Below are 19,682 nucleotides of genomic sequence, written 5' to 3'. Positions count from 1 at the left end.
ACCACCAGTCGACACGAAACGTTCGGCCCACGAGGGGCCGGTGACCGAGGAGAAGATCAGACATGACGGAGCTCTCGATCCGTCCGGACGAGATCCGGGACGCGCTGGACAGCTACGTGCGCTCCTACGAGCCGGGCGCGGCCTCCCGCGAGGAGGTCGGACGCGTCACCGACGCCGGTGACGGCATCGCGCACGTCGAGGGCCTGCCCTCGGCCATGACCAACGAGCTGCTCCAGTTCGAGGACGGCACCCTCGGCCTCGCGCTGAACCTCGACGTCCACGAGATCGGCGTCGTCATCCTCGGTGACTTCTCGAAGATCGAGGAGGGCCAGGAGGTCAAGCGGACCGGCGAGGTCCTCTCGGTCCCCGTCGGCGACGGCTTCATGGGCCGCGTCGTCGACCCGCTCGGCAACCCCATCGACGGCATGGGGGACATCGAGTCCGCCACCCGCCGCGCGCTCGAGCTGCAGGCGCCGACCGTCGTCCAGCGCAAGTCGGTCCACCAGCCGCTGCAGACCGGCCTCAAGGCCGTCGACGCGATGACCCCGGTCGGTCGTGGCCAGCGCCAGCTCATCATCGGCGACCGCCAGACCGGCAAGACCACCGTCGCGGTCGACACGATCATCAACCAGAAGGAGTTCTGGGAGACCGGCGACCCGGAGAAGCAGGTCCGCTGCATCTACGTCGCCATCGGCCAGAAGGGCTCCACGATCGCGTCCGTCAAGGGCACGCTCGAGGAGGCCGGCGCGATGGAGTACACGACCATCGTCGCGGCCCCCGCCTCGGACTCCGCGGGCTTCAAGTACCTCGCGCCGTACACCGGCTCCGCCATCGGCCAGCACTGGATGTACGAGGGCAAGCACGTCCTCATCGTCTTCGACGACCTGAGCAAGCAGGCCGAGGCCTACCGCGCCGTCTCCCTCCTCCTGCGCCGCCCGCCGGGCCGCGAGGCCTACCCGGGTGACGTCTTCTACCTGCACAGCCGGCTCCTCGAGCGCTGCGCGAAGCTCTCCGACGAGCTCGGTGCGGGCTCGATGACCGGCCTGCCGATCATCGAGACCAAGGCCGGCGACGTCTCGGCGTTCATCCCGACGAACGTCATCTCCATCACCGACGGCCAGATCTACCTCCAGGCGGACCTGTTCAACGCCAACGTCCGGCCCGCCATCGACGTGGGTATCTCCGTCTCCCGGGTCGGTGGTGCCGCGCAGGTCAAGGCGATGAAGTCGGTCTCCGGCCGCCTCAAGCTCGACCTGGCGCAGTACCGCGCCCTCGAGGCGTTCGCGATGTTCGCCTCCGACCTCGACCCGGCCTCGCGCGCCCAGCTCGCCAAGGGCGAGCGGCTCGTGGAGCTGCTCAAGCAGCCGCAGGCCGCGCCGTACCCGGTCGAGGAGCAGGTCGTCTCGATCTGGATGGGCACGACGGGCAAGCTCGACACCGTCCCGGTCCAGGACGTCCGCCGCTTCGAGGCCGAGTTCCTCGACCACCTGCGTCGCTCCAAGGCCGACCTGCTCACCGCCATCCGCGAGTCGGGCAAGTTCGAGGAGGAGACCGAGCAGGCGCTCACCGCCGAGGTCGAGTCCTTCAAGGACAAGCAGTTCGACGCCTCGGAGGACGACGCCGTGCCGGTCGGCTCCGAGGAGGAGGACGGCGCCGAGGCGATGGACTCCGACCAGGAGCAGATCGTCAAGCAGAAGCGCTGAGCGCGCGGTCCACCGAGCAGACACCACGAAAGGCGGAATGACATGGGAGCGCAGATCCGGGAGTACCGGCAGCGCATCCGGTCCGTCAGCGCGACGAAGAAGATCACCCGGGCCATGGAGCTCATGGCGGCCTCGCGGGTCGTCAAGGCCCAGCAGGCCGTCCGGGAGTCCTCGCCGTACGCCCGGGCCCTGACCCGCGCGGTCTCGGCGGTCGCGACGTTCTCGACCGAGGACCACCCGCTCACCTCCGAGAAGGAGGACGTCAAGCGTGCGGCCGTCGTCATCATGACCTCGGACCGCGGCCTGGCGGGTGCGTACAGCTCCGCGGTCATCAAGGAGAGCGAGCGGGTCGTCGGCCGGCTGCGCGAGGAGGGCAAGGAGGTCGTCCCCTACCTCCTCGGGCGCAAGGCCATCGGCTACTACTCCTTCCGGCGTCGCGAGTTCGCGGCCTCGTGGAGCGGGTTCTCCGAGAAGCCGACGTTCGACACGGCGCGCGAGATCGCGCAGCGGCTCGTCGACGACTTCACGACGGACACCGACGAGGGCGGCATCGACGAGGTGCACGTCGTCTTCACCCGGTTCGTCTCGATGGTCACCCAGGAGCCCGAGGTCATCCGGCTGCTGCCGCTCGAGGTCGTCGAGGGCACCGAGGCGCCCGCCGACGACGAGCTGCTGCCGCTCTACGAGTTCGAGCCGGACCCGGCCCAGGTGCTCGACGCGCTGCTGCCGAAGTACGTCAACGCCCGTCTGTTCAACTGCATGCTCCAGGCCGCCGCGTCCGAGCTCGCCGCCCGCCAGCGGGCGATGAAGTCGGCGACGGACAACGCCGAGGAGCTCATCAAGAAGTACACCCGGCTGGCCAACCAGGCGCGCCAGGCCGAGATCACCCAAGAGATCAGCGAAATCGTCGGTGGCGCCAGCGCGCTGGCCGAGAGCAAGTGAGAGAGAGACCATGACTGCCACTGTCACCGAGAACAGCTCGGCCACCGCCGCCGGCGGCGTCGGCCGGATCTCCCGCATCATCGGCCCGGTCGTCGACGTCGAGTTCCCCGTCGACGCGATGCCGGACCAGTACAACCTGCTCACGACCGAGGTCGAGCTCGGCGGGGCGACGAACGTCCTCAACCTCGAGGTCGCCCAGCACATCGGCGACAACATGGTCCGGGCGATCTCGCTCCAGCCGACCGACGGTCTCGTCCGCGGCGCGCCCGTCAAGGACTCCGGTGGCCCGATCACCGTGCCGGTCGGCGACGTGACGCTCGGCAAGGTCTTCAACGCGACCGGCGTGTGCCTCAACCTCGAGGAGGGTCAGACCCTCGACGTCCAGGAGCGGTGGGGCATCCACCGCCAGGCGCCCGCCTTCGACCAGCTCGAGTCGAAGACGACGATGTTCGAGACCGGCATCAAGGTCATCGACCTGCTCACCCCCTACGTGCAGGGCGGGAAGATCGGCCTCTTCGGGGGTGCGGGCGTCGGCAAGACCGTCCTCATCCAGGAGATGATCGCCCGCGTGGCCCGCAACCACGGTGGTGTGTCGGTGTTCGCCGGCGTCGGCGAGCGCACCCGTGAGGGCAACGACCTCATGGTCGAGATGGAGGAGGCCGGCGTCCTCGGCCAGACCTCGCTCGTCTTCGGCCAGATGGACGAGCCGCCGGGCACCCGCCTGCGCGTCGCCCTCTCGGCGCTGACGATGGCGGAGTACTTCCGCGACGTCCAGAACCAGGACGTCCTGCTGTTCATCGACAACATCTTCCGGTTCACCCAGGCCGGCTCGGAGGTCTCCACGCTGCTCGGCCGCATGCCGTCCGCGGTGGGCTACCAGCCGACCCTCGCCGACGAGATGGGCACGCTCCAGGAGCGGATCACCTCGACGCGTGGTCACTCGATCACCTCGATGCAGGCGATCTACGTCCCCGCCGACGACTACACCGACCCGGCGCCGGCGACGACGTTCGCCCACCTCGACGCGACGACCGAGCTCTCGCGTGAGATCGCCTCGCTCGGCATCTACCCGGCCGTGGACCCGCTCACCTCGACGAGCCGGATCCTCGACCGCCGGTACATCTCCACCGAGCACTACGAGACCGCGGTGCGCGTCAAGCAGATCCTCCAGCGCAACAAGGAGCTGCAGGACATCATCGCGATCCTCGGCATCGACGAGCTGTCCGAGGAGGACAAGCTCCTCGTCAACCGCGCCCGCCGGATCCAGCGCTTCCTGTCGCAGAACACCTACGTCGCGAAGCAGTTCACCGGCATCGAGGGCTCGACCGTCTCGCTCGCCGACACGATCGAGGCCTTCACGAAGATCTGCGACGGCGAGTACGACCACGTCGGCGAGCAGGCCTTCTTCATGTGCGGTGGCCTCGACGACGTCGAGCGCCAGTGGGCCGAGATCCAGAAGAACCTCTGATGGCTGCGCTCCAGGTCGAGCTCGTCGCCGCGGACCGCAAGGTCTGGGAGGGCGAGGCCAGCCAGGTCAGCGCCCGGTCGACAGAGGGCGAGCTGGGTGTGCTCCCGGGCCACCAGCCGATGCTCTGCGTCCTCGCCGAGGGTGAGGTGCGCATCGACGCCGGCGGGTGGAAGACGGCGGTCGTCGACGGCGGGTTCATCTCGGTGGACCACGACCGGGTGACGATCGTCGCCGAGACGGTCGACGCCTCCGGCATGGGTTCCTGACGACGCGGGCGGGGGCGGTCACTCGGATGGATGCGGTACTGGTCACCGAGATCGTCCTCGCCCTCGTCGTGCTCCTCCTCGTCGGCGCGCTCACCTTCGTGTGGGCGCGCCGTCGTTTCATCGCGGGGGACGGGCGGCCCGTCATGCTGTGCGCGCTGCGGGACGACGGGGGGCAGCGGTGGCGGCTCGGGCTGGCGCGGCTGGGGGCGAGCCGGTTCGAGTGGTTCAGCGTCGTCGGGCCGTCGCTGCGCCCCGAGGTGTCGTGGCTGCGCGGTGAGGTCGTCCTCGGCGGCCCGCAGCCGACGTCGGACGTCATCCCCGGGCTCGCGGAGCCGGTCGCGGTGACCGGGTCCGCCGCGGGGCGCACGTGCGAGTTCGCCTTCGCGCCGGCCGCCTACACCGCGGTGCGGGCGTGGATCGAGTCCAGCCCGCCCGGGTACAACGTCAACGTCGCCTGACGCTCGCCCGGCCGAGCTCCGGGCGCCTCCTGACAGGGGTGCGGTCGCCGTGAGCCGGTGCCCGGCCGCGTCCCGACCCCCTGACCCGATGTGGTCTCGTCCGAGAACCTCCGGATCCGGAGTACATGCTCCGCATCCGGAGGATCCCGTGAGCACACACATCCCGGGTCTCGGAGCAGGGGCAGCATGGCGTCCCGGGCGAGGGCCCCGAGCGTCCGGCCCCATTCCTGGGTGCCGCCGCGGCGCTTCGGCAGACCCGCGGTCTGCATCGACCCGCCCGCTGGACCCGGCGAGGACGAGGGCGCCGGTGCCTCGAGGCAGGTCCGGGAGGACACGGACCCCCGGAGGGTCCGTGAGCTCCGCGTGCCGCACGACCGCCGTGCCGCTCAGCGCTCGGGAGCGTCGTCCCGACCGCCGCCGGGCTTCCACAGGACGTCGCCGCCCGCGTCGACGTTCGCCGTCCGGGCGAGGACGAACAGCAGGTCCGACAGGCGGTTGAGGTACCGCGCGGTCGTCGGGTTGACGCCGCCCTCGCCCCTGGTCGTGCCGGGGTCCGTGCCGTACGCGTCGATGGCGGCCCACGTCGAGCGCTCCGCGCGCCGGACGACGGTGAGCGCCTGGTGCAGGTACGCCGAGCCGGCGGTCCCGCCGGGAAGGATGAACGAGCGCAGCTTCTCCAGCGGCTCGAGGTAGCGGTCGCAGTCGGCCTCGAGCTCGGAGACCCAGGCCTCCTTCACCCGCAGCGGCTCGAACTCGTACGTCTGCTGCAGCGGCGTGCACAGGTCGGCGCCGACGTCGAAGAGGTCGTTCTGCACCCGCAGCAGCACCGTCCGCACGTCCTCGCTCAGCCCGCCGGACGCCAGGGCGACGCCGAGCACCGCGTTCGCCTCGTTGACGTCCGCGTAGGCCGCGAGCCGGGCGTCCGTCTTCGACGTGCGGCTGAAGTCGCCGAGTGCGGTCGTGCCGTCGTCGCCGGTCCGGGTGTAGATGCGGGTGAGGTTGACCATCCGCCCATTGTTACCGAGGCGGGTCCGTCGTCCCAGGACGCGGCCAGCCCGGACCACGAATTCGCCGTGCGTAGACATTTAATAATTCGCCGCGTGGAGAGTTGCAGAATGCACGCGGTCTGACAACGGTGTCAATTCTCCGCCTGGCGAACAATGTCGGGAAAATTGCAGCAGGAATGTCGTGATCGACGGGCGGGGCCTCCTCGACGCCTGTACGGTCCACGGCAGCAGGGGATTCGCAGACAATTTCGTCGGGTGAGGGACTGGCATGAAGCGATTCTCGGGGTATGCATTCATTGCGTTCGGCATGATCGTGCTGTTGGTGTGGCCGGGGGCGGCGATACGGCCCGCGGAGGCGGCGCCGCTGCCGGCGCCGTTCACGGCGCAGGCCTCGTCGAGCGTGGCTCGGGTGTCGACGGACCTGCTGGGGATCAGCGTGGCCGACCTCGGCCTCGTCGTCAGTGAGGACGTCACCGACAGCCAAGCGACCCCGCGGGTCAGTGCCGGCTCGTCGAACGTCGACGCCGACGTCCTCGGGCTCCCGATCTCGGTGAGCGCGAACACGAACACCGCCCCGCCCGACGACCCCGCTGCCGAGACCGGAGCCCTGCTGGGCGTGAACGCGGGCATCCTGTCGCTCGGTGCCCTGACGTACTCCAACCTCGCCCGGTGGACCGGCGACGACCAGTGCGTGCCGTCGGAGACCTTCTCCGAGTCGGCGACGCAGACGGCGGGGCTCAACCTCACCGGGCTGCTCTCGACCGGCGTCTCGTCGTCCTCGACGAGCACCGGGCTGTCGGCCGGGACGGGGACCTACAACCGCGCCGTCACTTCGACCGCCAGCGGCTCATTGGCCGGCGTCTCCGCCCTCGGAGGCCTCGTCACGATCACGGTGAGTGAGAGCCCCGTCATCACCGCGGAGGCCACGGGCGTGGCGGGCACGGCCAGCGTCACCCGCAACAACCCCGTGGTCACGGTGACGGGACCCAACGGGTCGAGCACCCTGCAGCTCGGCGCCCAGGCGTTCGTGGACGTGACCGGTCTCGGTCTTGCAAGCGTCGTCGTGACCCTCAACCCGCCGGCCGTCTCGGAGTCGGCCGACGGGCTGTCGGCCTCGGCCACGTGGGACTTCCTCGAGGTCCAGGTGGAGACTGCTCTGGGTCTGACGTCCGCCGACGTCTCACTCCTCCCGCTGGCCGTGTCGGCCACGGCCCCGACGGGCGGGATCGACTGCCCGCCGCCGGCCCCCGTCATCGAGCAGCCCGCCGAGGGCGAGGCCACCGGTCCCCTCCCGACGATCAGCGGCACCGCCGAGCCGAACGCCTCGGTCACCCTGACCCTCGACGGCACCGAGCTGGCCCCGGTCACGGCCGACGCCTCTGGTGACTGGTCCTACGCCGTCCCGCCGGGCTCGGAGCTCGCCGAGGGGTCGCACGAGGTGACGGCGACGCAGACCGTCAACGGCGCGGAGAGCCCGCCGACGCCGGTGCGCACGTTCGTCGTCGACCTCACCGCTCCCGACGCCCCGGTCGTCACCGACCCTGCGGACGGGTCGAGCACGAACGACACGACGCCCACCTACGTCGGGACTGCCGAGGCGGACTCGAGCGTCGAGGTCTTCGTCGACGGCGCCAGCATCGGCACGACCCAGGCGGACGGGGACGGGAACTGGACGATCGACGGCACCGACCCCCTGGGCGCCGGCGACCACACCGTCTACGCGACGGCCACGGACGCGGTCGGCAACGTCTCGCCGGACTCCGACACCAACACCTTCACCGTCGACCTGGTCGCGCCGGGCGCCCCGGTGGTCGTCGAGCCGGCCGACGGCGACGTGACGAGCGACGCGACCCCGACCTACGTGGGCACCGCGGAGGCGGACGCCACGGTCGAGGTGTTCGTCGACGGCGCGTCGATCGGGACCACCACGGCGGACGGGGCGGGTGACTGGACGCTGGACCAGCCGGCCGACCTCGCCGACGGTGACCACACCGTCTCGGCCACGGCGACCGATCCCGCGGGCAACGTCTCGGCCGACTCGAACACCAACACCTTCACCGTCGACACGACGGGACCGGCCGCACCCGTCATCGTCGAGCCCGCCGACGGGTCGAGCACGAACGACACCACGCCCACCTACGTCGGGACGGCCGAGCCGAACTCGAGCGTCGAGGTGTTCGTCGACGGCGCGAGCATCGGCACGACCCCGGTCGACGGGGCGGGTGACTGGTCGATCGACCAGCCGGCCGAGCTCGCCGAGGGCGACCACGTCGTGACCGCCCAGGGGACGGACGCGCTGGGCAACGCCGGCCCGGAGTCGGCCGAGACCGACTTCACCGTCGACCTCACGGCACCGGCCGCGCCGGTCGTCGTCGAGCCCGCGGACGGGTCGAGCACGAACGACACGACCCCGACCTACGTCGGGACGGCCGAGCCGGACGCCACGGTCGAGGTGCTCGTCGACGGCGCGAGCATCGGGACGACCACGGCGGACGGAGCCGGTGACTGGTCGATCGACCAGCCGGCCGACCTCGCCGAGGGCGAGCACACCGTCTCCGCGACGGCGACCGATGCGGCGGGCAACGTCTCGGCCGACTCGAACACCAACACCTTCACCGTCGACCTCACGGCACCCGACGCCCCGGTGGTCCTCGAGCCCGCGGACGGGTCGAGCACGAACGACACGACCCCGACCTACGTCGGGACGGCCGAGCCGGACTCGAGCGTCGAGGTCTTCGTCGACGGCGCGAGCATCGGGACGACCACGGCGGACGGTGCCGGTGACTGGTCGATCGACCAGCCGGCCGACCTCGCCGAGGGCGAGCACACCGTCTCCGCGACGGCGACCGACGCGGCGGGCAACGTCTCGCCGAGCTCGAACACCAACACCTTCACCGTCGACGTCACCGGCCCCGCAGCGCCCGTCATCATCGAGCCCGCGGACGGCGACGTGACGAGCGACTCCACCCCGACCTACGTCGGCACCGCGGAGCCGGGCGCCACGGTCGAGGTCTTCGTCGACGGCGCGTCCGTCGGGACGACGACCGCCGACGGCGCCGGTGACTGGTCCCTCGACCAGCCGACCGACCTGGCGGACGGTGACCACGTCGTGGCGGCACAGGCGACCGACGAGGCCGGCAACACCGGGCCGATGTCCGGGATGACGAGCTTCGTCGTCGACACGGCGGCGCCGCTGGCCCCGATCGTGACGGACCCGGCGGACGGGTCGAGCACGAACGACACGACCCCGACCTACGTCGGGACGGCCGAGCCGGACTCGAGCGTCGAGGTCTTCGTCGACGGCGCGAGCATCGGGACCACCTCGGCGGACGGTGCCGGTGACTGGTCGATCGACCAGCCGGCCGACCTCGCCGAGGGTGAGCACACCGTCTTCGCGACGGCGACCGACGCGGCGGGCAACGTCTCGCCCGACTCGGACACCAACACCTTCACGGTGGACACGGTCGCTCCGGAGGCCCCGGTCGTCACCGCTCCGGCGGACGGCTCGACGACCGCCGACGCGACGCCCACCTACGTCGGGACGGCCGAGGCGGACTCGACGGTCGAGGTGTTCGTGGACGGCGCGTCGATCGGGACGACGACCGCCGACGGGGCGGGTGACTGGTCGATCGACCAGCCGGCCGACCTCGCCGAGGGTGAGCACACCGTCTTCGCGACGGCGACCGACGCGGCCGGGAACGTCTCGCCCGACTCCGACACCAACACGTTCACCGTCGACACGGTCGCTCCGGAGGCCCCGGTGGTCGTCGAGCCGGCGGACGGCGACGTGACGAGTGACGCGACCCCGACGTACGTGGGCACCGCGGAGGCGGACGCCACGGTCGAGGTGTTCGTCGACGGCGCGTCGATCGGGACGACGACCGCCGACGGCGCGGGTGACTGGTCGATCGACCAGCCGACCGACCTCGCCGAGGGTGACCACACCGTCTCCGCGACGGCCACCGACGCGGCGGGCAACGTCTCACCGAGCTCGAACACCAACACGTTCACCGTCGACACGGTCGCTCCGGAGGCTCCGGTCGTGGTCGAGCCCGCGGACGGGGCGAGCACGAACGACACGACCCCGACCTACGTCGGGACGGCCGAGCCGGACGCCACGGTCGAGGTGTTCGTCGACGGTGCCAGCATCGGGACGACGACCGCCGACGGGGCGGGTGACTGGTCGATCGACCAGCCGGCCGACCTCGCCGAGGGCGACCACGCCGTCTACGCCACGGCCACCGACGCGGCGGGCAACGTCTCGCCCGACTCGGACACCAACACCTTCACCGTCGACCTCACGGCACCGGACGCCCCGGTCGTCACCGCCCCGGCGGACGGCTCGAGCACGAACGACACCACCCCGACCTACGTCGGGACGGCCGAGCCGAACGCCACGGTCGAGGTGTTCGTCGACGACGCGTCGATCGGGACCACCACGGCGGACGGAGCCGGTGACTGGTCGATCGACCAGCCGGCCGACCTCGCCGAGGGCGACCACGCCGTCTACGCCACGGCCACCGACGCGGCGGGCAACGTCTCGCCCGACTCGGACACCAACACCTTCACGGTGGACGTGACCGGTCCGGACGCCCCGGTCATCGTCGAGCCGGCCGACGGCTCGACGACCGCGGACGCGACGCCGACCTACGTCGGCACCGCGGACCCCGGCTCGACGGTCGAGGTCACGGTCGACGGCACCCCCGTCGGGACGACGACCGCCGACGGCGTGGGGGACTGGTCCCTCGACCAGCCGACGGCGCTCGCCGACGGCCCGCACACGGTGACCGCCACGGCGACGGACGAGGCCGGCAACGAGTCGCCGGTGTCGGACACGACGACGTTCACCGTCGACACGACGGCACCGGACGCGCCGGTCATCACCTCGCCCACGGGGACGCCGACGTACCCCGGTCCGGACGTCACGGTGACGGGCACCGGTGAGCCGGGCGCCGCGCTCGAGGTCACCGCGACGAGCGGGGGCCTCACCGCCACCGCCTCGACGACGGTGTCCGGCGCCGGGACGTGGTCGGTCGAGCTCACCGGGCTCGCCGAGGGCACGTGGACGGCGGTCGCCGAGCAGACCGACGCCGTCGGCAACGTCTCCGACGAGTCGGACCCCGAGTCCTTCGTCGTCGACTCGACGGCTCCGGAGGCCCCGGTCATCGACCCGTTCGACCCGGCGGTGTCCTCGGACGCGACGCCGACGATCACGGGCACCGGCGAGCCGGGGGCGGAGGTCACCGTCACCGACGTCGGCACCGTGGTCACGTACGGGCCGGTGACGGTGGCCGGCGACGGCACCTGGTCGGTCACCGTCCCGGACGGCGCGCCGCTCGAGGACGGGACGCACACCTTCACGGCGACCCAGGAGGACGCGGGCGGCAACGTCTCGGGCCCGTCGGCGGCGGAGCAGTACACCGTCGACACGACGGCCCCGGCGGCCCCGGTCATCGCCCTCCCCGCCGACGGCAGCACGGTCACCGACCCGACGCCGACGGTGTCCGGGACGGCGGAGCCCGGCTCCACCGTCACCGTCCTCGTCGACGGCGAGCCCGTGGGCACGACGACCGCGAGCGGCTCGGGCAGCTGGACCTTCCCGCTGACCACCCCGCTCGTCGACGGTCCGCACACGGCGTCGGCGACGGCGACGGACGCCGTCGGGAACGTCTCTCCGGCGACGACGAACGCCTTCGTCGTCGACACGAGCGCCGCGACGCCGGTCGTGACCTCGCCGGAGGACGGGTCGTCGACGAACGACACGACGCCGACGATCTCCGGCACCGCCGACCCGGGCGACCTCGTCACGGTCACCCTCGACGGGGTCGTGTACGGGACCGTCACGGCCGACGAGGACGGGCGGTGGTCGCTGACCCCGGTCATCCCGCTCCTGGAGGGTCCGCACACCGTCACGGCACAGGCCCGGGACGCCGTCGGCAACGTGTCCGCCGTCTCGTCCCCGGTCACCTTCACCGTGGACGTCACCGCACCGGAGCCCCCGGTCATCGTCACCCCGGAGGAGGGGGAGACGACGGACGACCCGACGCCCGAGGTCACCGGCACCGGTGAGCCCGGCGCCACGGTCACCGTGACGGTCGACGGCACGACGGTCGGGACGACGGTCGTCGACGAGGACGGGTCGTGGTCGGTGACCGTGCCCAACGCGCTCGGCAACGGGTCGCACGTCGTCACGGCGACCCAGACGGACGCCGCCGGCAACGTCAGCGACCCGGACTCCGTGCGGTTCTCGGTGCAGGCCGCGGTCGGCTCCGGCGGCGGGACGCCGCCGGCCGGCGGGTCCACCGGCGGTGGCACCGGTGGCTCCGGCGGGTCGCTCGCGCAGACGGGCTCCGAGCTGCTGCCCCTCGCCGGGTTCGGGCTGGTGCTCCTCTGCTTCGGCATCGGGCTCTCGCTCGCGAGCGGTCACCGGGGTCGTCCCGGAGGGTCCCCGACCCTCGGGTGAGGCGGGGGGGGGGGGGGGGGGGGGGGGCGGGGGGGGCGCGGCCCCCCCCCCGGGGGGGGGGGGGGGGGCGCCCGGGGGGGGGGGGGGGGCCGGCCCGGGGCCCGACGCGTGGCAGGAAGCGGCCAGCGGCAACTCTTTGCCGAACCTTTACCGTGGCGTCGGTATCCGCAGGGGCTGCTCGTGCGTCCATAGGGGAGCACCGCAGAGGGAAAGGGGCCGACGATGGCCGCACGGGGGCGAGGCGTCGCGTCGATGACGACGTGTCGGACGGGGGACGCGCTGCGCGTCGTCGTCGAGGGGAGGCTGGACGCGAGCACCGTGGCCGACATCCGCATCGCCCTCCACGAGGTCGTCGCCGGCGCCGACGGCGGTCCCGTCCTCGTCGACCTCGCCGGGGCCGAGATCGGCGACGCGACCGCCCTGGGACTGCTCGTCGAGGTCCGCCGGCACGCCCGACGCGTCGGCTGTGTCGTCCACGTCGTCGAGGCCTGCCCCCGCACGTTGCGGCTGCTGCGCCGAGCGCGGCTGCACGGGCTGCTCGTCCCGCCCCACCCCGCCACCCCGGCCCCCGTCGTCGCCGGCTGAGCCGCCGCCCGGGCGCGGGTGACGAGGGTCACCGCCCGACACCCCGGGATGTGGGCACTCTCACCGCGGGAGCGCCTACCCGCCCCGGGGGCCCGGGGCTAGCGTGCCCGCATGGTCGACAGCAGCGCCGCCCCGCGCCCCGAGCGGGACCGCCCCTGGGTGATGCGTACCTACGCCGGGCACTCCAGCGCGGCCGCGAGCAACGCCCTCTACCGCCGCAACCTCGAGAAGGGGCAGACCGGCCTGTCGGTCGCCTTCGACCTCCCGACCCAGACCGGCTACGACCCCGACCACCCGCTCGCCCGCGGCGAGGTCGGCAAGGTCGGCGTCCCGGTGTCGCACGTCGGCGACATGCGGGCCCTCCTCGAGGGGATCCCGCTGGACCGGATGAACACCTCGATGACGATCAACGCGACGGCGATGTGGCTCCTCGCGCTCTACGAGGTCGTCGCCGAGGAGCAGGCCGGCGAGGCGGGCGAGGACGCCGCCGAGGTCGTCCGCGGGCTCACCGGGACGACCCAGAACGACATCATCAAGGAGTACCTGTCGCGGGGGACCTACGCCTTCCCGCCGGAGCCGTCGATGCGGCTCATCACCGACATGATCGCGTACACCGTCGCGCACGTCCCACGGTGGAACCCGGTGAACATCTGCAGCTACCACCTCCAGGAGGCGGGGGCGACCCCGGTGCAGGAGGTCGCGTACGCCCTGTCGACGGCGATCGCCGTCCTGGACGCCGTCCGCGACTCCGGGCAGGTGCCGCCGGAGCGCTTCGGCGAGGTCGTCGCCCGGATCTCCTTCTTCGTCAACGCCGGGGTGCGCTTCGTCGAGGAGATGTGCAAGATGCGGGCCTTCGTCCGGCTCTGGGACGAGATCACCCGCGAGCGGTACGGGGTGCAGGACCCGAGGCAGCGCCGGTTCCGCTACGGCGTGCAGGTCAACTCCCTCGGGCTCACCGAGGCGCAGCCGGAGAACAACGTCCAGCGGATCGTCCTCGAGATGCTCGCCGTCACCCTGTCCAAGGACGCCCGGGCGCGCGCGGTCCAGCTGCCCGCGTGGAACGAGGCGCTCGGCCTGCCGCGCCCCTGGGACCAGCAGTGGTCGCTGCGCATCCAGCAGGTGCTCGCCTACGAGTCCGACCTCCTCGAGCACGAGGACCTCTTCGAGGGGTCGGTCGTCGTCGAGGCCAAGGTCGAGGAGCTCGTCGCCGGTGCCCGCGCCGAGATGGAGCGGGTCGCCGAGGCCGGCGGGGCGGTCGCCGCCGTCGAGAGCGGCTACATGAAGTCCGAGCTCGTCGCGTCGCACGCCCGCCGACGCGGCCGGATCGAGGCGGGCGAGGAGGTGGTCGTCGGGGTCAACCGGTTCGAGTCGAGCGAGCCCAACCCGCTGACGGCCGACCTCGGCACGGCGATCCAGACCGTCGAGGCCGACGTCGAGCAGGCCGCCGTCGCGGCCGTCCGCCGGTGGCGGGAGGAGCGGGACGCCGACCCCGAGCGGGCCGCCCGTGCGGCGACCGCCCTCACTCGGCTGCGGGAGGCCGCCGGCGGCGAGGAGAACCTCGTGCCGGCGACGCTGGAGTGCGCCCGCGCCGGTCTCACGACGGGGGAGTGGGCCGGGGCCCTGCGGGAGGTCTTCGGGGAGTACCGGGCGCCGACGGGGGTCGGGGGCTCGGTCGGCGCCGCGACGGGGACCGAGGCGCTCGAGCGCGTCCGTGACCGAGTACGCGCCACCGGCGCCGAGCTCGGCGAGACCCTCCGCGTCCTCGTCGGCAAGCCCGGCCTCGACGGGCACTCCAACGGGGCGGAGCAGGTCGCCGTGCGGGCCAGGGACGCCGGCTTCGAGGTCGTCTACCAGGGCATCCGGCTGACCCCGGAGCAGATCGTCGCCGCGGCCGTCTCCGAGGACGTCCACCTCGTCGGGATCTCGATCCTGTCCGGCTCGCACATGGAGCTCGTCCCCGAGGTGCTCGACCGCCTGCGTGCGGCCGACGCCGGCGACATCCCCGTCGTCGTCGGCGGGATCATCCCGTCCTCCGACGCCGCGCGGCTGCGCGAGATGGGCGTCGCGGCGGTGTTCACCCCCAAGGACTTCGGGCTCACCGAGATCATGGACCGTTTCGTCGACGTCGTGCGCGCCTCCCGCGGGCTCGACGTGCCCGACGGCGCCGTCGTCTGACCGGGCCACGGGACACACGACGCCCACCCCGCGGACGGGGTGGGCGTCGGTGTGCGGTCGGCGGTCAGCCGGCGAGTGCGTCCGTCACGGCCTTGCAGAAGGCCGGCAGGTCGTCGGGGTTGCGGCTCGTGATGAGGTTGTCGTCGACGACGAGCTCGCGGTCCTCCCACGTGGCGCCGGCGTTGCGCAGGTCGGTCTGCAGGCTCGGCCAGGACGTGAGCGTCCGGGAGCGGACGACGTCGGCCTCCACCAGGGTCCACGGCGCGTGGCAGATCGCCGCGACCGGCTTGCCGGACTCGAGGAAGGTGCGCACGAACGAGACGGCGTCGGGCTCGGTGCGCAGGGCGTCCGGGTTGGCGACCCCGCCCGGCAGGACGAGGGCGGCGAAGTCGGCGACGTCGACCTCCGCGACGAGCGCGTCGACGGGGAAGGTGTCGCCCTTGTCGAGGTGGTTGAAGGCCTGGACCTCGCCGGAGGCCGTGGAGACGAGCACCGGGGTGTGGCCCGCCTGCTCGACGGCCTTCCAGGGCTCGGTCAGCTCGACCTGCTCGATGCCCTCGGGGGCGACGAGGAAGGCGACCTTGTGCTGCGTGTCGGTCATGGCGTCCTTTCGATCGATGACGATCGAGACCCGCTCAGGCCTCTCACCAGCGCCAACAGGGTGCGGGCGCGGGTCATTCCAGGACGCGCGACCCGATTCGCGGGTTCGGTCAGCGGACGCCGGTGCCGGGCTGGACGAGCCCGTGGGCGCCGAGGAAGGGGTCCTCGGCGGCGTCGTCCTCGCGGCGGGTGTCGTCGCGCAGGAGCATCGCGGTCGCGGTGAACACGGTGAGCGGCCATGCGAGGCAGGTGAGGACGCACCACGACCCGACGCATCGGGTGTCCTCGGACCGGGACGACGAGGAGCGCACGGCGAGACCCGTGAGCGCCACGGCGAGGGCGATGCCGAGGTAGACGACGAGCAGTGTCATCGGCCTCTCCTGCGTCCTCGTGGGGTTCGTCCCCGGCGGTCGTGCACGGGTCGTGCCGACACCTCGAGTCTAGGAACGGGTGGTCCCGCCGGGCATGGGGTGATCGGTCAGGGCCCCGCACCGAACGGACGATGAGCGCAGGTCGGACGCTCGAGGGGCCGTCGCCCGGCGCTGCTCGCAGGAGGAGGCGCCCGTGGGCAAGGGCTCAGAAGAGCCGGTGCTCGCTGTCGTCGATGCCGCGCAGGGCGTCGTAGTCGAGGACGACGCACCGGATGCCGCGGTCCTCGGCGAGCGTGCGGGCCTGCGGCTTGATGGCCTGGGCGGCGAACACCCCGGTGACGGGGGCGAGGTGCGGGTCGCGGTTCATCAGCTCGAGGTAGCGGGTCAGCTGCTCGACGCCGTCGATCTCGCCGCGGCGCTTGATCTCGACCGCCACGTGCGTGCCCGCCGCGTCCCGGCAGAGGATGTCGACGGGCCCGATCGCCGTCATGTACTCGCGCCGGGAGAGCGTCCAGCCCTCGCCGAGCGTCGTGATGTGCTCGGCGAGCAGCCGTTGCAGGTGCGCCTCGACGCCGTCCTTGACCAGGCCCGGGTCGACGCCCAGGTCGTGCGAGGCGTCGTGGACCACCTCGTGGAGGCGGACCCGCAGCCGGTCCTCGGACTTGGCGTGCTGGACGACCCAGACGGCGGTGACCCCCTCGGCGGCCTCGGTCTCGTCCGGGGCGACCTCGGCCATCGCGCACGGGGGCGACATCCAGTTGAGCGGCTTGTACGACCCGCCGTCGGAGTGCACGAGGACCGAGCCGTCGGCCTTGACGAGCAGCAGCCGGGTCGCGAGCGGCAGGTGGGCCGTGAGCCGCCCCTCGTAGTCGACCGAGCACGTCGCGATGACCATCCGCACGGCAGGCACCCTACCGACGACCTGCGCGGTCGTCGCCGCAGCCCTTGCCGGGGGCCGCGCCGCGACGCACACTGGCGGGGAGAGGTGAGGCCGATGAGGGCTGCGCTGGTGCCGCTGGGGATCGTCCTGCTGCCCGGGCTCGTCTACGTCGTCCTCTTCGAGCTCATCCGGTGGGCCGGGGACGGCGAGCCGCCGCGGGTGCTGCGGCCGCTCGCGGGACCCGGACGGTGGGTGCTCGACCGGCTCGCCGTGCTCGTCGACGGGCTCGAGCGCGTCGGCGTCGTCCGGCGGGACCGTCCCGAGCCCGTCCCGCCCGTCCTGCTCGCCCTCGAGCTGCGCCGCCTCGCCGCCGACATCCGGCGCATCGACGCGAGTGACATGCCGCATCGCGCCGCCCGGCTCAGCGCCGCGTTCGCCGCCTACGACAGCGTCCTCGTCGACCTGTGTCGGCACGCCGACCTCGTCCCGCCGGTCGGGCTGCTCCCGCTCCACCCCCGGGAGCGGCTCGCCCTCGAGGCCGACCTCGTCGCGTCCGGCGTCGACTGGTGACGACGGAGCGCCGTCCGGGGTAAGGAGCATCACGCCGTCGGCGCCTCGTCCGCCGCCGGGGGCTCTGCGAGGATCCCGGACATGGCGCGAGACTTCAGCACCGTCGGTGTGATCGGACTGGGCACGATGGGCGCGGGCATCGTCGAGGTGTTCGCCCGCAACGGCGTCGACGTCGTCGCGGTGGACGCCGACGAGGCCGGCGTCGCGCACGGCCGGGAGGTGCTCGCCGGCAGCACCGGCCGGGCCCTGTCCCGCGGGAAGATCACCCAGGAGGAGCACGACGCCCTCCACGCGCGCGTGCGCTACACGAGCGACCTCGGCGACCTCGCCGACTGCATGCTCGTCGTCGAGGCCGTCCCGGAGCAGCTCGCCCTCAAGCAGCGCGTCGTCGGGGCCCTGGACGCGATCGTCGCCCCGCAGGCGGTCCTCGCGACGAACACCTCGTCGCTGTCCGTCACCGAGATCGCCGTCGCGACGGCCGACCCCAAGCGCGTCGTCGGGATGCACTTCTTCAACCCGGCGCCGGTCCAGCAGTTCGTCGAGGTCATCCGGACCGTCATCACCGCCGAGGACGTCTTCGACGACGTCAAGGCGCTCGCGGAGCGGCTCGGCAAGAAGCCGGTCGTCGTCGGTGACAAGGCCGGCTTCATCGCCAACCGGCTGCTCTTCGGCTACCTCAACCACGCCGTGTCGATGCTCGAGAGCCGGTACGCGACGCGCGAGGACCTCGACGCGGCGATGCGGTTCGGCTGCGGGTACCCGATGGGGCCGCTGCAGCTGCTCGACCTCATCGGCATCGACACCGCCTACGAGATCCTCGACACGATGTACAAGCAGGGGCGGGACCGCCTGCACGCCCCGAGCCCGATCATCAAGCAGATGGTGAGCGCCGGGATGCTCGGCCGCAAGACCGGCCGCGGCTTCTACACCTACGCGACGCCGGGCTCGCCCGAGGTCGTGCCGGACGCGCGCACCCCGCGGCCCGGGGTGCCGGAGGGGGTCGAGCTGCGGGACATCGGGTCCGTCGGGGTCGTCGGCAGCGGCACGATGGCGACCGGCATCGTCGAGGTGCTCGCGAAGGCCGGGCTGCCGGTCACGTACGTCGCCCGGACCGAGGACAAGGTCGAGGGGGTGCGGGCGTCGGTCGCCCGCAGCACGGCGCGGGCGGTCGAGAAGGGGCGGATGACCGCCGAGGAGGCCGAGGCGGTGCTCGGCCGGCTCACCGGGTCGACCGCGCGGGAGGCGCTCGCGGACGTCGACCTCGTCGTCGAGGCCGTCGCGGAGAACCTGGAGGTCAAGCAGGACCTGTTCCGCGACCTCGACCGGATCTGCCGGCCCGGCGCGATCCTCGCGACGACGACGTCCTCACTGCCGGTCATCGACTGCGCGAAGGTCACCTCGCGCCCGCAGGACGTCATCGGGATGCACTTCTTCAACCCGGCGCAGGTCATGCGGCTCGTCGAGGTCGTGCACACGATCGCGACGTCCGCCGACGTCACGGCGACGGTGCAGGGGCTGTGCGAGACGGTCGGCAAGACGGCCGTGACGTGCGGCGACCGGGCGGGCTTCATCGTCAACGCGCTGCTCTTCCCGTACCTCAACGACGCGGTGAAGATGCTCGAGGCGAACTACGCGACCGCCGACGACATCGACACGGCGATGAAGACCGGCTGCGGGCTGCCGATGGGGCCCTTCGAGCTGCTCGACGTCGTCGGGCTCGACGTCTCGCTCGCCATCGAGCGGGAGCTGTACGTCGAGTTCCGTGAGCGGGGCCTCGCGCCCGCGCCGCTGCTCGAGCACCTCGTGACGGCCGGATACCTCGGCCGCAAGACCGGCCGCGGCTTCCGCACCTACGCCTGACCGATACCGTCTCGACCGACGACCCCTCCCCGCGACGCCACCCCACGGCCGCGACGCCTCACCACTCGTCGAGATCGGGCAACACGCAGAACGGCGGGGTGGCGGATTCAATCGGTGAGTGCAACGGGGGTGTCAGGCTACGTCGGCGAGGGCTTCGGCGGGGGTGTGCCAGCCGAGGGTCATCCGGGGGCGGTTGTTGAGGCCGTCGGCGACGGTGTCGAGGTCTTCCTGGGTGTGCTTGGACAGGTCGGTGCCTTTGGGGAAGTACTGGCGCAGGAGGCCGTTGGTGTTCTCGTTGGTCCCGCGCTGCCAGGGAGCGCCGGGGTCACAGAAC

At 72.4% G+C, this 19,682-nt stretch carries 15 protein-coding genes; 10 read left to right on the top strand and 5 right to left on the bottom strand.

Annotated features, from left to right (window positions below):
* Nucleotides 1-62 precede the first annotated feature (62 nt).
* From atpA to KC207_RS10490, 5 genes are read left to right on the top strand one after another with little or no spacing between them, the layout of a single operon-like run.
* Entirely contained in the window at nt 63-1,703 is a 1,641-nt protein-coding gene (gene atpA, locus KC207_RS10510) for a F0F1 ATP synthase subunit alpha (RefSeq protein ID WP_211602985.1), read from the top strand.
* 42 nt (nt 1,704-1,745) lie between these two features.
* Nucleotides 1,746-2,645 (top strand): F0F1 ATP synthase subunit gamma, encoded by a 900-nt coding sequence (locus tag KC207_RS10505; RefSeq protein WP_211602984.1) that lies wholly within the window; start codon nt 1,746-1,748, stop codon nt 2,643-2,645.
* 10 nt (nt 2,646-2,655) lie between these two features.
* Nucleotides 2,656-4,113, top strand: a complete 1,458-nt coding sequence (gene atpD / locus KC207_RS10500) for a F0F1 ATP synthase subunit beta (RefSeq protein WP_211602983.1) — start codon at nt 2,656-2,658, stop codon at nt 4,111-4,113.
* On the top strand, nt 4,113-4,379 hold the full coding sequence (locus tag KC207_RS10495) for a F0F1 ATP synthase subunit epsilon (protein WP_211602982.1): 267 nt from the start codon (nt 4,113-4,115) through the stop codon (nt 4,377-4,379). Before atpD ends, KC207_RS10495 begins: the two co-directional genes overlap by 1 nt.
* A 26-nt stretch (nt 4,380-4,405) precedes the next feature.
* Complete coding sequence (locus tag KC207_RS10490) at nt 4,406-4,837, top strand: DUF2550 family protein (RefSeq protein ID WP_211602981.1); 432 nt, start codon at nt 4,406-4,408, stop codon at nt 4,835-4,837.
* A 386-nt stretch (nt 4,838-5,223) separates the two neighbouring features.
* Here the strand turns inward: KC207_RS10490 and KC207_RS10485 are convergent, their stop codons facing one another.
* Complete coding sequence (locus KC207_RS10485) at nt 5,224-5,844, bottom strand: cob(I)yrinic acid a,c-diamide adenosyltransferase (protein ID WP_211602980.1); 621 nt, start codon at nt 5,842-5,844, stop codon at nt 5,224-5,226.
* A gap of 268 nt (nt 5,845-6,112) precedes the next feature.
* Between KC207_RS10485 and KC207_RS10480 the strand changes: the two genes are divergently transcribed.
* From KC207_RS10480 to KC207_RS10470, 3 genes are all read left to right on the top strand, one after another.
* Nucleotides 6,113-12,307 carry an Ig-like domain-containing protein gene (locus tag KC207_RS10480; protein ID WP_211602979.1) on the top strand — a complete coding sequence of 2,065 codons (6,195 nt, stop codon included), beginning with the start codon at nt 6,113-6,115 and terminating at the stop codon, nt 12,305-12,307.
* Nucleotides 12,308-12,559: 252 nt separating this feature from the next.
* The gene (locus KC207_RS10475; RefSeq protein WP_211602978.1) at nt 12,560-12,892 is read left to right on the top strand and encodes an STAS domain-containing protein; all 333 of its coding nucleotides are present in this window, start codon (nt 12,560-12,562) and stop codon (nt 12,890-12,892) included.
* 111 nt (nt 12,893-13,003) lie between these two features.
* Nucleotides 13,004-15,067 (top strand): ethylmalonyl-CoA mutase, encoded by a 2,064-nt coding sequence (locus tag KC207_RS10470; protein WP_211602977.1) that lies wholly within the window; start codon nt 13,004-13,006, stop codon nt 15,065-15,067.
* 64 nt (nt 15,068-15,131) lie between these two features.
* Here KC207_RS10470 and KC207_RS10465 read toward each other — a convergent pair whose 3' ends face one another.
* The 3 genes from KC207_RS10465 to nucS all read right to left on the bottom strand — a co-directional run bounded on the left by KC207_RS10465 (nt 15,132) and on the right by nucS (nt 16,939).
* Nucleotides 15,132-15,668: a type 1 glutamine amidotransferase domain-containing protein gene (locus tag KC207_RS10465; protein ID WP_211602976.1), complete on the bottom strand. Its 537-nt coding sequence runs from the start codon at nt 15,666-15,668 to the stop codon at nt 15,132-15,134.
* 109 nt (nt 15,669-15,777) lie between these two features.
* Nucleotides 15,778-16,038, bottom strand: coding sequence for a hypothetical protein (locus KC207_RS10460; RefSeq protein ID WP_211602975.1), 261 nt, complete (start codon nt 16,036-16,038; stop codon nt 15,778-15,780).
* A gap of 205 nt (nt 16,039-16,243) precedes the next feature.
* Nucleotides 16,244-16,939, bottom strand: coding sequence for an endonuclease NucS (gene nucS, locus KC207_RS10455; protein WP_211602974.1), 696 nt, complete (start codon nt 16,937-16,939; stop codon nt 16,244-16,246).
* A 93-nt stretch (nt 16,940-17,032) separates the two neighbouring features.
* On the opposite strand from nucS, the gene KC207_RS10450 reads away from it, so the two are divergent.
* On the top strand, nt 17,033-17,488 hold the full coding sequence (locus KC207_RS10450) for a hypothetical protein (protein ID WP_211602973.1): 456 nt from the start codon (nt 17,033-17,035) through the stop codon (nt 17,486-17,488).
* 81 nt (nt 17,489-17,569) lie between these two features.
* Nucleotides 17,570-19,348, top strand: a complete 1,779-nt coding sequence (locus tag KC207_RS10445; RefSeq protein ID WP_211602972.1) for a 3-hydroxyacyl-CoA dehydrogenase family protein — start codon at nt 17,570-17,572, stop codon at nt 19,346-19,348.
* A gap of 132 nt (nt 19,349-19,480) precedes the next feature.
* Here the strand turns inward: KC207_RS10445 and KC207_RS10440 are convergent.
* The coding region (locus KC207_RS10440) for an IS30 family transposase (RefSeq protein ID WP_211602971.1) at nt 19,481-19,682 on the bottom strand (202 nt) is incomplete at its 5' end.

Source organism: Phycicoccus avicenniae, assembly GCF_018139485.1.
Taxonomy (GTDB): Bacteria; Actinomycetota; Actinomycetes; order Actinomycetales; family Dermatophilaceae; genus Phycicoccus; species Phycicoccus avicenniae.
Note: the sequence above shows the minus strand (reverse complement) of the source record. Positions and strands in the feature narration are given on the sequence as shown.

Bases quoted from the DNA above. Each gene is read 5' to 3' on its own strand.
- KC207_RS10465 (WP_211602976.1), bottom strand. From the start codon at position 15,668: ATGACCGACACGCAGCACAAGGTCGCCTTCCTCGTCGCCCCCGAGGGC.
- KC207_RS10480 (WP_211602979.1), top strand. From the start codon at position 6,113: ATGAAGCGATTCTCGGGGTATGCATTCATTGCGTTCGGCATGATCGTG.
- KC207_RS10470 (WP_211602977.1), top strand. From the start codon at position 13,004: ATGGTCGACAGCAGCGCCGCCCCGCGCCCCGAGCGGGACCGCCCCTGG.
- KC207_RS10445 (WP_211602972.1), top strand. From the start codon at position 17,570: ATGGCGCGAGACTTCAGCACCGTCGGTGTGATCGGACTGGGCACGATG.
- atpD (WP_211602983.1), top strand. From the start codon at position 2,656: ATGACTGCCACTGTCACCGAGAACAGCTCGGCCACCGCCGCCGGCGGC.
- KC207_RS10505 (WP_211602984.1), top strand. From the start codon at position 1,746: ATGGGAGCGCAGATCCGGGAGTACCGGCAGCGCATCCGGTCCGTCAGC.
- KC207_RS10490 (WP_211602981.1), top strand. From the start codon at position 4,406: ATGGATGCGGTACTGGTCACCGAGATCGTCCTCGCCCTCGTCGTGCTC.
- KC207_RS10485 (WP_211602980.1), bottom strand. From the start codon at position 5,844: ATGGTCAACCTCACCCGCATCTACACCCGGACCGGCGACGACGGCACG.
- KC207_RS10475 (WP_211602978.1), top strand. From the start codon at position 12,560: ATGACGACGTGTCGGACGGGGGACGCGCTGCGCGTCGTCGTCGAGGGG.
- KC207_RS10460 (WP_211602975.1), bottom strand. From the start codon at position 16,038: ATGACACTGCTCGTCGTCTACCTCGGCATCGCCCTCGCCGTGGCGCTC.
- KC207_RS10450 (WP_211602973.1), top strand. From the start codon at position 17,033: ATGAGGGCTGCGCTGGTGCCGCTGGGGATCGTCCTGCTGCCCGGGCTC.
- KC207_RS10495 (WP_211602982.1), top strand. From the start codon at position 4,113: ATGGCTGCGCTCCAGGTCGAGCTCGTCGCCGCGGACCGCAAGGTCTGG.
- atpA (WP_211602985.1), top strand. From the start codon at position 63: ATGACGGAGCTCTCGATCCGTCCGGACGAGATCCGGGACGCGCTGGAC.